At 43.1% G+C, this 12,292-nt stretch carries 13 protein-coding genes; 6 read left to right on the top strand and 7 right to left on the bottom strand.

Annotated features, from left to right (window positions below; translation table 11 throughout):
- Window positions 1-26 precede the first annotated feature (26 nt).
- Window positions 27-914 carry a metal ABC transporter solute-binding protein, Zn/Mn family gene (locus A3IK_RS0117405; protein WP_020561253.1) on the top strand — a complete coding sequence of 296 codons (888 nt, stop codon included), beginning with the start codon at window positions 27-29 and terminating at the stop codon, window positions 912-914.
- 16 nt (window positions 915-930) lie between these two features.
- On the opposite strand, the gene A3IK_RS0117400 is transcribed toward A3IK_RS0117405, so the two are convergent.
- The gene (locus tag A3IK_RS0117400; protein ID WP_020561252.1) at window positions 931-1,269 is read right to left on the bottom strand and encodes a FecR family protein; all 339 of its coding nucleotides are present in this window, start codon (window positions 1,267-1,269) and stop codon (window positions 931-933) included.
- 240 nt (window positions 1,270-1,509) lie between these two features.
- On the opposite strand from A3IK_RS0117400, the gene A3IK_RS0117395 reads away from it, so the two are divergent.
- Together A3IK_RS0117395 and A3IK_RS0117390 are read left to right on the top strand one after the other, a co-directional pair.
- Window positions 1,510-2,181, top strand: a complete 672-nt coding sequence (locus A3IK_RS0117395) for a Crp/Fnr family transcriptional regulator (RefSeq protein ID WP_020561251.1) — start codon at window positions 1,510-1,512, stop codon at window positions 2,179-2,181.
- Window positions 2,182-2,315: 134 nt separating this feature from the next.
- Window positions 2,316-4,448, top strand: a complete 2,133-nt coding sequence (locus tag A3IK_RS0117390; RefSeq protein ID WP_162596687.1) for a CHASE2 domain-containing protein — start codon at window positions 2,316-2,318, stop codon at window positions 4,446-4,448.
- A 7-nt stretch (window positions 4,449-4,455) separates the two neighbouring features.
- Here A3IK_RS0117390 and lysA read toward each other — a convergent pair whose 3' ends face one another.
- From lysA to A3IK_RS0117365, 5 genes are all read right to left on the bottom strand, one after another.
- Complete coding sequence (gene lysA / locus A3IK_RS0117385) at window positions 4,456-5,706, bottom strand: diaminopimelate decarboxylase (protein ID WP_020561249.1); 1,251 nt, start codon at window positions 5,704-5,706, stop codon at window positions 4,456-4,458.
- A gap of 15 nt (window positions 5,707-5,721) precedes the next feature.
- The gene (lptM, locus tag A3IK_RS20995) at window positions 5,722-5,904 is read right to left on the bottom strand and encodes an LPS translocon maturation chaperone LptM (protein WP_083915772.1); all 183 of its coding nucleotides are present in this window, start codon (window positions 5,902-5,904) and stop codon (window positions 5,722-5,724) included.
- Window positions 5,901-6,746: a carboxylating nicotinate-nucleotide diphosphorylase gene (gene nadC / locus A3IK_RS0117375; protein ID WP_020561247.1), complete on the bottom strand. Its 846-nt coding sequence runs from the start codon at window positions 6,744-6,746 to the stop codon at window positions 5,901-5,903. The genes lptM and nadC overlap by 4 nt, the downstream gene beginning before the upstream one ends.
- A gap of 69 nt (window positions 6,747-6,815) precedes the next feature.
- Window positions 6,816-8,087 carry an NAD(P)/FAD-dependent oxidoreductase gene (locus A3IK_RS0117370; protein ID WP_020561246.1) on the bottom strand — a complete coding sequence of 424 codons (1,272 nt, stop codon included), beginning with the start codon at window positions 8,085-8,087 and terminating at the stop codon, window positions 6,816-6,818.
- 213 nt (window positions 8,088-8,300) lie between these two features.
- Window positions 8,301-9,452: an RNA-guided endonuclease InsQ/TnpB family protein gene (locus tag A3IK_RS0117365; RefSeq protein ID WP_020561245.1), complete on the bottom strand. Its 1,152-nt coding sequence runs from the start codon at window positions 9,450-9,452 to the stop codon at window positions 8,301-8,303.
- A gap of 140 nt (window positions 9,453-9,592) precedes the next feature.
- Here A3IK_RS0117365 and A3IK_RS0117360 point away from each other — a divergent pair, with 140 nt between their 5' ends.
- The 3 genes from A3IK_RS0117360 (at window position 9,593) to A3IK_RS0117350 (ending at window position 11,974) form a co-directional block, all read left to right on the top strand.
- The gene (locus A3IK_RS0117360) at window positions 9,593-10,840 is read left to right on the top strand and encodes a multifunctional CCA addition/repair protein (RefSeq protein WP_020561244.1); all 1,248 of its coding nucleotides are present in this window, start codon (window positions 9,593-9,595) and stop codon (window positions 10,838-10,840) included.
- A gap of 78 nt (window positions 10,841-10,918) precedes the next feature.
- On the top strand, window positions 10,919-11,248 hold the full coding sequence (hspQ, locus tag A3IK_RS0117355; RefSeq protein ID WP_020561243.1) for a heat shock protein HspQ: 330 nt from the start codon (window positions 10,919-10,921) through the stop codon (window positions 11,246-11,248).
- 21 nt (window positions 11,249-11,269) lie between these two features.
- Window positions 11,270-11,974 carry a sulfite exporter TauE/SafE family protein gene (locus tag A3IK_RS0117350; protein WP_020561242.1) on the top strand — a complete coding sequence of 235 codons (705 nt, stop codon included), beginning with the start codon at window positions 11,270-11,272 and terminating at the stop codon, window positions 11,972-11,974.
- Between the two features lie 138 nt (window positions 11,975-12,112).
- On the opposite strand, the gene A3IK_RS21620 is transcribed toward A3IK_RS0117350, so the two are convergent.
- Window positions 12,113-12,292, bottom strand: a 180-nt coding sequence (locus A3IK_RS21620; RefSeq protein ID WP_040849552.1) for a hypothetical protein, incomplete at its 5' end; no start/stop codon positions are given.

Below are 12,292 nucleotides of genomic sequence, written 5' to 3'. Positions count from 1 at the left end.
TTGTATCCCTTTTTATGTTCTGTGCTATGTTGCTTTTAAGTGCCTGTAACTCTGCCGATAAGGCCACAGAAGCGCCCCTGATTATTAGCACGATTAAACCGATTCAAAGCATGACATTGGCTATTACGGCAGGAACACCACTACAAACCCGCCAGTTATTACCTGATAATGTCTCGCCGCATCAATACAGTGTACGTCCCTCGGATGCGAGTGCCTTGGCTCAGGCTGAGGTTATTATTCGTATTGATGCTGAATTTGAGGCACAGCTAGATAAAGCATTGCAGCAACTCAAACCACAGCAACAGCTATTAACTTTATCAGCAGCTCCGCATATTACTTTGCTATCAACGCGCGATTTATCGGATTCCCACCATGAAGATGAGCATCATGAACATGGGATAAAAGATCTGCACTTATGGCTAGATGCGGATAATGGCATAGCCATGGCTCAAGCCATTACTCAAACATTGAGTCAGCGCTATCCCCAATATGCTAAAACCTTTAATACCAATGCCGAGCCATTAATAGCAGCCATTCAACAAGCCGATCAAAGCGCACGCCAACAACTATTACCATTCAAAGGGCAAGGCTATATTACTTTCCATGATGCATGGCAGTATTTTGATAGGCGTTATGGAATACAATTAAAGGCCACCGTAGGCACGGGATTAGGACATCAGGTGAGTGCTAAACACTTACAGTCTTTGTATCAAACGGTGCAACAGGATGGGGTAAAGTGTTTATTATATGAGCCACAATTTTCACCCACTGCTTTGGCGAGTTTAGTAGCAGAATTAAACTTACACACCGCTACTTTAGATGGATTAGGTAGTCAACTGCCCTTGACTACACGTACTTATCCTGAGTTATTAGTGCAGGCCGCAGACCAGCTAGCCCATTGCCTGCAACCCTAACTTAAAATGACATAAGCTAACTATTAGCCACCATAGCGGGCGCTCCTAAAGGTGGCTCATGGCGATGACTAGGGCGAATCGATCCGCCACTGTATTCAAAGCGTCTTACTTGCTCTAGCCCAAACTCCATACGATATAAGCTTACTCTAAACGTGCTGCCACCTCGCAGCATAACAATATTATTATCTGCCATCCGCAGTTGCAGATTAGCGCCTCTCACAGTAGAGACAATATCATCACTAAAAATGACATCTCCTCGCTTTAAAATACGGGTAACACCTTCCAAACTGGCGGTTACCTTGCCACGTTTGGACAATACCATCCCTACTTCAAATAGGGTATTTTGGTTCGTCATACTCAAACTCCATTTGCTATTCGACGCTTCCTCTGTACTAAGCATAGACCACTTCCTCACATTTGGAGGAAAAGCCCTAAGAACAAACCAGATCAAGAAACAGTTCCCCTGTCTTTTACCCTAGTTTAGCGCTTAATGTGATTAAATATCCATCACTAACGACTATACTTATAGCAACACCAGCAAAATACTGCTAAGCATGGCATACTGATTGATCACTTTTAATGAATACTGACCATTATGAAAACAATACCTAGTGCTATCCATTCATTTAACCATATTCCCCTATTTAAAAACCTGAAACCTGAGCAGTTAGAACATCTTAATGGCTTAGCTCATGCCTTTACCTACCCCAAAAATAGCATCATTATCAACCAAGGGGCGATGACTCAGTCCTTATACATTGTATTAAATGGACGTTTGAAAGTGCTGGCTAGCAATGAAGAAGGACGCCAAACTTTATTAGCCTTTTTAAATGAAGGTGATTTTTTTGGTGAGCTGAGTCTATTGGATGGTCAACCGCGCTCAGCGACCGTCATGACCGTAGAATCGACTAAACTACTATGCTTAACTACCGAAGGTTTTCAACAATTTATTGAGCAATTCCCAGAGTCGCTCTTGCCCATGCTCAGCGCTTTAGCCACCCGCCTACGTGTCTTAGACGATACGATTTGCTCACTCTCTACACTTGATGTCTATGGGCGCGTCGCTCGTGTCCTGCTCTCACAAGCCAAAGAAGAAAACGGTGTCTTAGTCACACCACGCATGACCCACCAAGAAATTGCTGAAATGGTTGGCTCATCGCGCGAAATGGTAAGTCGGATTATGAAAGATTTACGCCATGGGGATTACATCGGTAGTAATGACCTGAAGCAAATCGTGTTAAAGAAAAAGCTGCCGTCGCGTTGGTGATTTAAAACTAAATGGTAGTAAAAAATACCCTAGGCAAAAACACCCAACTTGTGCCACATTGTTAGCCTATGTGGCTCTTTTATCGCAATTACCAATTACAAATCATACTCAGCTTGCTACTTGGGCTAGTACTCATGGGTGCAACGTGCTGGCCTGTCGCGAGTATCACCCCCTTTTTGCAACGTATTGAGCGGCTTTATTATGATCTCGACCTCATCAATAGCAGTCGTCAAGCCCCGCTCGAACAGCCTACTATTGTATTGGTGGATATAGACGAAAATACCATGAGCCAAATTGGGGGTTGGCCTCGTCCACGTAAAGAGATTGCCGATTTTATTAATATCTTAGGCAGCTATAAGCCTAAATTAATTGGGCTAACTACGATTTTTGATCATCGTGAAATTAATCCTATTGATGAATTAGAAAATAAATTACGCGAACTCAAACGCCCTATACCTAATAACTTATTAGCTTTACGGGATCAAATGGATGCGGATGATATTCTGACTCGGACTCTACATCAAAATCAGGTCATATTAAGTTTTTCTTTCCACGATCAAGCGGCACAAAATAATCTACTTGCTAAAGGTAAACCCTTAATTGACCCTAATTTAGTATCGGGTTGGCAATCGACTGGATATTCAGCCAATTTATTACCCTATCAAGATGCAAGTGGTGGTGAGGGGCATATAGCCAGTCAAGTAGATTCTGATGGTGTATTGCGTAGTTTACCCTTAGTCATGCAATTTGATAAAGCACTATATCCTGCCTTTGCCTTAGTATTAGCCCAGCATTACTTAAATGTAGAAGATTACCAAATTGTTTTAGATCAACATTATGGTAAAACCATCTATCAAGGTCTGCAATTAGGTAATATTTTTATTCCCACAGATCCGCTCGGACAACTGCTAATTCCCTATCATGCTAATCTAAACCAGATTAAGCGGGTATCAGCGGCTGATATTGTTAATAAAACCCCCCTGCCTATTTTAAATAATGCCATTGCCATTATTGGCTCCTCTGCTAGCTCCGTAGGGAATTTAAAATCCACCCCTATACGAGCCGCGATGGCTGAGTTTGAAATTCAAGCGCTGGCTTTAAATGGCATACTACATCCTAGTATTTTATGGTATGCACCTGACTGGGGTTACATTGTTGTCATGGCGGAACTATTTATTTTATGTCTAATAATGCTCTTGTGGTATCCACGCTGTAGACCGCATCATTTACTGTTAACGGGGATGACACTATTAGGTATAATACTATTTAGCCATTATGCCTTACACCAATTTTCTCAAATTTATATTTCCCCTACTACTCCCCTATTACTTATTATTAGCATTACCCTAATCTTTTTAATTGCCAGTCTTTTCTTTGAGAGTCGTAGTCGTGCCCAATTACAGCAACTCTTTGGTCAATATGTGCCCTCAGAGCATATTCAACGTATTATGCATGACCCTAAAGCTATCAATCTTGAAGGTGAGCGGCGTGAAATGACAGTATTATTTGCTGATTTACATGATTTCACTCAAATTTCGGAGGAAATTAGCACTCAAGAGCTAAAGCAATTTCTAAACCGTTATTTAACCTATGCTACAGCTATTATTGATGACTATCGCGGTATTATTGATAAATATATTGGTGATATGATTATGGCTTTTTGGGGTGCTCCTTTACCAGAAGCGAATCATGCCGAGCAAAGTGTCTATACCGCACTGGCTCTACAAAACATGCTAAGAAAGCACCAGCATGAATTTAATGAATTAGGTGTACCCTCAGTTAAATTGGGGATTGGTATTAATACCGGAGAAATGAATGTTGGAGAAATGGGTTCACAACAACGCCGTGCTTATACGGTATTAGGTGATGCGGTGAATATAGCCTCTCGAATTGAACCTCTAACACGCTTTTATCAGGTTGATATTTTAGTGACTGAAACGACTAAAAAACAATGCCCTACTATTTTATTTCGTCACATTGATCAAGTGAGAGTAAAAGGCAAACAAAATGTCGTGAATCTTTATGAGCCAATCGGTTTAATCACTGAATTAAGCGCTGATCAGAAAGCGCTTTACGCCCTGTATGAGTTAGGTTTAGAGCATTGCTATGCTCATCGCTGGGAAGCAGCACTTACTACCTTAGAACAAGTTAATGCTCAACTTCCGAATGATTATGTCACTCAGCTTTATATTCAACGGGTAAAAGATTGTATCCATCAGCCTATCCCCTATTGGACAGGCGTACAGGATCATTTAAATAAAGGCTAGTGCTTTATTAAAGTGGCAGTATTTTTTCATTCTCATATAAAGATGCAATCGTTTCACGCTCACGAATGACATAGGCTTTATTACCATCCACCATAATTTCAGCCGCTAATGGACGAGTATTGTAATTAGAGGCCATGGTAAACCCATAAGCGCCCGCTGAGCGTACCGCGAGCAAATCTCCTGCTTGAATCGCTAACTCACGCTCTTTACCTAAAAAGTCACTCGTTTCACAGACCGGTCCTACCACATCATAAGTACGGGTTTCACGCGCTGGATTTTCTATAACAGGAATGATTTTCATCCATGCTTGATATAAAGCGGGTCGAATGAGATCATTCATTCCGGCATCAATAATGGCAAAGTTTTTATGCTCTGCTAATTTTAAATACTCAACCTCAGTAACTAAGACACCCGCATTTGCCGTAATAGCTCGCCCTGGCTCCATTAGAATTTCATATTGTTTTAAACGCTCATCTTGCATTAAACGCTTAGTATAATCAGAAGGTAATGGAGGGGTTTCCTCATTATAACGCACTCCTAATCCGCCACCTAAATCAATATGATGAATATGTACACCTTTTGTTTTCAAGCGCTCAGCCATTACTAATAAACGATCTAAGGCATCCATAAAAGGAGTTAGGCTTAAAAGCTGCGAACCAATATGGCAATCAATGCCCTCTACTCTTAAGTTAGGTAACTGACTAGCCTTGATATAAACCCGTTCGGCTTCATCAAAAGCAATACCAAATTTATTATCTTTAAGCCCAGTGGAAATATAAGGATGCGTTTTAGCATCCACATCAGGATTCACCCGCAATGAAATAGGAGCAATCTTACCCATTTCGCCCGCGACTTGATTTAGGCGCTCTAATTCTGCCTCAGATTCTACATTAAAGCAGCGAATCCCTACCTCTAGAGCACGGCGCATTTCACTCGCTTTTTTAGCGACCCCTGAAAATACTACCTTTTTAGGATCTGCACCCGCTGCTAATACCCGCTCTAACTCCCCTAGGGACACAATATCAAAGCCAGAGCCTAAACGAGCAAATAGATTGAGAATTGCTAAATTAGAGTTAGATTTTACGGCATAGCAAATTAAATGGGGTTGTGTACCAAATGCATCATTAAAGGCATGCCAATGTCGCTCTAATGTGGCTCTTGAATAGATATAGCACGGTGTGCCGTATTGTTTGGCAAGTTCAGCAACGGCAACATTCTCTGCAAATAACTGCCCATTACGGTATTCAAAATGATCCATGATTTAAAAATAATCCTATGACTCAGGGATGATACGTTTTATTTTTGGCGTATCGGTTTCGGTGGTTATTGTGGTATTAGCCGGTGTCGTGGCGGGTGCTACTTCTGTTTTTTTAGGCTCAGGTAAATATAAATCACCCTTATATCCACAACCTGTTAGACTATTGGCTATTAGTATGAGTACTAAATACGTTCTCATGATTGAAACCGCATGGATAAATCAATAGCGCGGATATGTTTGGTAATGCCGCCAATCGATACAAAATCTACCCCTGTTTCGGCAATCGCTACGATAGTATCGCGATTAACACCGCCGGAGGCTTCTAACGGAACACGATCATTAGTAAATACGACGGCTTCGCGCATATCCGCCAAATTAAAATCATCGACCATAATAATATCGGCTTTAGCCTCAATTGCTTCGGCGACTTCTTTTAAGTTTTCGGTTTCCACTTCTACCGGAATAGTAGGATGTAAACGTCGCGCTTGTTGAATAGCTGCGGTAATCGAACCAGCTGCAATAATATGATTTTCTTTAATTAAGACACGATCATATAAACCAATACGATGATTACTCCCGCCTCCACATAATACGGCGTATTTTTGGGCATTACGTAAATTAGGTAACGTTTTGCGTGTGTCTAGCACCTTGCAACGGGTATGGGCAATCATTTGCACATAGCTTTGGGTTTGGGTAGCAGTACCGGATAAGGTTTGCACAAAGTTTAAGCCCGAACGTTCCGCAGTCAGCATAGAACGCGCCTTGCCTTCAATACGGCATAGGGTGGCATTCGCGGGTACGTGATCGGCATCATTAAAGAACCAGGTAATTTTCATACTAGGGTCTACTTGACGAAACACTTCATTAAACCAGTCGACCCCACAAAGCACCATGTCTTCACGGGTAATGACGGTTGCGACCGAATAGGTACTTTCAGGAATGAGATCAGCGGTTACATCACCGGAGCCAATATCTTCGCGCAAGGCATCAGCAACGGTCTGTTCAATTTCGGCTTGAGTTACATAATATGGTAATGGCACTGGCGGCTCCCCAAATGAAAACGGAAGGTTTAGACCTTCCGTGTATCATACCTGAATTTATGCCAGCGGCTAGATACGGGTAATACCCATCATTTTTAAAATAGATTTTTCATAGAAGGGTTCTGAGGTGCCTTTTTTCATTTTACGAATAAAGTACTTCTCAAATGCAATCTTAGCCATATGTACCCATTTGCCTTTTTTGAACCATGCCACATTACGCGGTGGCAATTGAGGTAGAGCCACAAACGCCGCCCCCGTATCACCAAAATCAGCCAAACAAATAGTATTCCAAGTACCTTTGGTATGCGGTTCCTTACCGGCTAATTCATCCGCAATATTATGCACAGCGGAGGTCATCATGGTCTCAATCATATAGCCGGTCTTGGGCGCTCCGGTGGGGACAGGTGTGGCTTCAACGGGCGGGATAGCGATACAGACCCCTGCTGAATAAATATTTTTGTATTTTGTACTGCGATGTAGCTCATCAACAATCACGAAACCACGCGGATTACACAGTCCTTCCACCGCTGCCACGGCATCCACGCCTTTGAACGCGGGGAGCATCATGGCGAGATCAAATTTGATTTGATGCTGTTTATGCACCGCACCATCGGTATTATATTCATCGACATGGAGTAAGCCTTGCTCTACTTTGGTGGTTTTAGCATTGATAATCCAATCAATATGATGATTACGTAACTCATGCTCCATCATACCTTTAGAATCGCCCACCCCAGCTAAACCGAGATGCCCCACATAAGGCTCAGAGGACACATAAGTCATTTTGAATTTATGGCGAATCTTACGCTTACGCAGATCAGCATCGACAATAAAGGCAAACTCATAAGCCGGACCAAAGCAACTCGCAAACGGCATAGCTCCCACTACAATATGACCACTGCCTTTTTCAAGTAATTTTTGATACTCAACATACAGCGCTTCGGCATGATCGACGGTGCAAATAGAATGGGTATGCCCAATTTCTGGCCCCGCCCCCTCGACCTCTTGGAAAAATAATTTAGGCCCTGTGGTAATCATTAAATAGTCATATTGGAATTGCGTACCATTTTCCAGAGTAAGGGTATTCGTCGCTGGATCAATTTTGTCACAGCGCCCTGCTACAAATTTAATATTTTTACGATTAAGATAGGGTTCAATCGGAAAAGTAATATCATTACGATTACGCCAACCCACTGCCACCCAAGGATTAGAAGGGACAAACTGAAAGTAATCACGCTCATTGATTACGGTAATCTCATGATCATTACCTAGAGTTTCTCTAAGTTCATAAGCCGCTGGCATTCCACCAGTACCAGCACCCAACACAATAATATGAGCCATTGATTATCTCCTAACGGTTAGCGTAGCGTGACGATAAAGGGTAAATATTTTAGAATAGGTATAACCTATACGACAAAATACTTTAAATAGAGCAATTTGCATGTGAACATAATTCCCCAAAAGCGTCAATGTTACTAGTTGGATAGACTACGGCTAAATAATATTCTGGAATAAGCAATTGACCTTCTTAGCTAAAGCTAAGGGATTCCTAATTCAACGAGAACGGGACAACAACATCGAAATGCTATCGCCACTGACACTCTCTCCAAAGGCTAACACCGTGAGTCCCACGGCTAAGATATTTTGTGCTGCATTGATATCACGGTCGTGCTGAGTGCTACACTCAGGGCATGTCCACGATCTAATATCTAATGACATGGATTCACAGACAAATCCACAACAAGAGCAACGTTTAGAGCTAGGAAAGAAACGATCGATTTCGACATACGTTCTACCTGCCCAACTTGCCTTATACTCCAATTGTCGAGTGAATTCTCCCCAACTAGCATCTGCAATATGCTTAGCTAGCTTCGGGTTTTTAGTCATATTCTTCACAGCAAGATTTTCAGCACAGATCACTTGGTTCTCGTTTACTAATCTGCGGGATAATTGATGCAAATTATCCAAACGGCAATCGGAAATCTTAGCGTGAATACGAGCTACTTTGACTTTAGCTTTCAACCGATTCTTGCTACCGAGTTTCTTCTTAGCAAGACGACGTTGATACTTAGCTAATTTAATAGCGTATTTCGCTGTATGACGAGGATTGCCAGACTTAAACCCCTCACTGGTGACGAATAAATCTTTAATGCCTATATCTATTCCTACCTTTTTATCAGTAATGGGCAACAAGGTAGGTTCAAACTCACATAAGCAAGACACAAAATAGCGCCCTGCTGCGTCTTTAGAAACAGTAACGGTAGTAGGATCAGAGGGAAGTTGACGGCTCCACTTAATATCCAACGGCTTATCGCACTTTGCCAGTTTTAGTTCGCCGTTACGATAAGTAAAAGCACGATAAGTAAACTCTGCTGACTGCTGATGTCTCTTAGATTTAAATCTGGGGTATTTAGCTCTACCTTCAAAGAAGTTTTTAAACGCCGCCTGTTGACTTCTCAGACATTGCTGTAGAGGGACGCTAGAGACTTCGTTTAGAAAAGCAAATTCAGGCAACTGCTTCATTTCGGTCAGTTTGGCATTGGCACCGATATAGCTAACCTTTTCCTTTGCCTGATAATAAGCATCCGTACGGTAACGCAGCAGGTGATTATAGACAAAACGCACACAACCAAACGTCTGAGCCAACAACTTTTGTTGCTGTGGATCAGGATAGAAGCGGAATTGATAGGCACGTTTTACTTTCATGCTTCACATGATACTATATTATTGTGTGAATACTCCATTATCCAAGATAGCCTAACAAACAAGAGGAGCGAGAAGAGGGTCGACTATCGACGCGCTATCCCTCCCCAAGCCTCACGAGCGGGGTTTCTCGCACAAGACTGATGACAACTCAGCAAAAGCCCCAATTTTACTTAGTAGGGGGAGCCGTAAGGGATCAATTATTAGGGCGTGCGGTTAAAGACCGTGACTATGTGGTCGTAGGTGCTGATCCTGAGTCGATGCTCAAAGCAGGCTTTCGCCCGGTGGGGAAAGATTTTCCGGTTTTTTTACACCCTGAAACGCAAGACGAATATGCCCTCGCGCGTACCGAACGTAAAACGGCTAAGGGTTATCACGGCTTCCAATTTCATACCGATACCAGTGTTACCTTAGAGCAAGACCTAGCCCGTCGCGACTTAACCATTAATGCCATCGCACAAGCTGAAAATGGTGACATTATTGACCCCTATCACGGTCAAGATGATTTAGCCCATAAAGTACTGCGCCATGTTTCAGATGCTTTTGCTGAAGATCCGGTGCGGATTTTGCGGGTGGCACGGTTTGCGGCGCGTTATGCACCCTTAGGCTTTAATGTGGCACCTGAAACCCTGCAACTCATGCGAAGCATGGTAGATAATGGCGAAGTCGACGCACTCGTCCCGGAGCGGGTTTGGCAAGAAATGGAGGATGCACTAGGTGAAGCACAACCCGCGCGTTTTATTGAGGTGCTACGCGAGTGTGGGGCTTTAGCCATTATTTTCCCCGCGCTTGATCGACTCTTTGGTGTACCGCAAAATCCTGAGTTTCATCCCGAAGTTGATTGTGGTATTCACACCCTGATGGTACTGCAAGCCGCTTGTAGCCTAAGTTCTGATCCCAAAATTCGCTTTGCTGCCTTAGTCCATGATTTAGGCAAAGGTTTAACACCTGCTGATATTCTACCCGCTCATACTGGGCATGAACCCTTGAGTAAGCAACTGGTTACCGCCTGGTGTCAGCACTATCGTATTCCGAATCACTATCAACAACTTGCTGAACTAGTCGCTGAGTTTCATGGTCAAATTCATAAGAGCCGCTTATTAAATGCCGCAGAGCTGGTACAACTTCTAGTGAATACAGATGCACTACGCCGCCCAGAACGCTTTGAGGCACTGCTGCTGACCTGTGAAGCTGATAGTCGAGGACGTTTGGGATTTGAACAAGCTCCTTATCCACAACGTACCTTGCTGCAACAAGCACTTACGGTCTGCCAGCAAATTAACGTGCAAGATATTATTCGCCAAGGCTTTAAAGGTGAGGCGATTCGGCAACAATTATACCAGCACTATGAGCACGCATTAGCGGCATTAATAGTTGAGCAAAATAGCTAGGCACTTGAAATACTGCTACTACGCCACATACTATTGGCTTCGGAGCATCATCGCAGCTTGAAGAGGTATTACAACAGCATGACAACCCAGCAAAACGCTAATTTTGCCATTGGTCAACTCATTCACCATCGCCTATTTAATTATCGTGGCGTCGTGGTGGATGTGGATGCCCAATTTCAGGGGAGTGAAGAATGGTATGAGCGTAATACGAATGCTAGTAAAGAAGCACCTCCTAAGGATGAGCCTTGGTATCACGTCTTAATTGACGAAGATGGTCATGTGGCTTATGTCGCTCAGCGCAATTTAGAGCCGGATAATCTAAAGGCTCCCGTTGATCATCCCTTATTAAATAACTTCTTTAAAGGCTTTAAGGCGGGACATTATGAAACCCGTCATACCCTCAATTAATGTTTTTAGAGTAAACGCAGTATGGATTGGGCTTGGCTACAATACTCAGACTATAGCGCTGCGTTTTTAGTAGGCTTAATGGGTGGCGTGCACTGCTTGGGTATGTGTGGTGGTATTGTCAGCGCCCTGACCTTTAGCCTCCCTGCCACTCAGCGCCAACAGCTTAGCCAATCCCTGCCCCTATTGCTCAGTTATAATCTAGGACGTTTAAGCAGCTATACCCTTGCTGGTGTGATTGCCAGTAGCCTAGGGTTTGCTGCTTTACAATGGACTGAGCTGAATCATTTGCGTACTGTGCTCAGTATTCTGGCTGCTCTATTTATGATTGCCCTAGGTCTCTATCTTGCAGGTATCTGGGGTGGGATTACCAAAATCGAACACATGGGCAAGCCGATTTGGAAACGCTTAGAACCCTTAGGGCGGCGTTTTATTCCTATTAATACCCCGCTCAAAGCTTTCCCGCTGGGGGTTATCTGGGGCTGGCTCCCTTGTGGTTTAGTCTATAGTGTACTGCTGTGGACGGTATCAGCAGGCAGTATAACCAAGGGGGCGCTGATTATGCTCTCATTTGGTCTGGGAACCTTACCTAATTTATTACTCATGGGTACGTTTGCCGCCCAATTACAACGCTTTTTGCGTAAACCTGCTATCAAACTAACAGCAGGCTTGCTGGTGGTGGCTATGGGAATAGGTTTGCTTATTCAAGCTTTATCCCGTTATCCCTAAAATTAAACCACTAAGATACTTTGCTTCCGCAAAAAGTTAATACCCCTACCATACTCCCAATAAGAAACGAAATAACTGGGAGATCAATAATGAGTAATATTCCCTCTGCCATACCTGCTTGGCTTGGAACACCTGCCCCTACTCAAATAGAACCAATACGCCCGCTCCATTCTGGTACTGATGTAAATGCATTTGAAGAAAAACTAGTCCCTGATATAAATAACCCAGGGCAATCGCTTGAACCCTGCTATATAAATAGAGGATAAGTAAGGCTTTTACTCCGAGAGCCGTCAAGATGCCAAACACTCCTCCTATCCC

The organism is Thiofilum flexile DSM 14609, from assembly GCF_000380185.1.
GTDB classification, from domain to species: Bacteria; Pseudomonadota; Gammaproteobacteria; order Thiotrichales; family Thiotrichaceae; genus Thiofilum; species Thiofilum flexile.
Note: the sequence above shows the minus strand (reverse complement) of the source record. Positions and strands in the feature narration are given on the sequence as shown.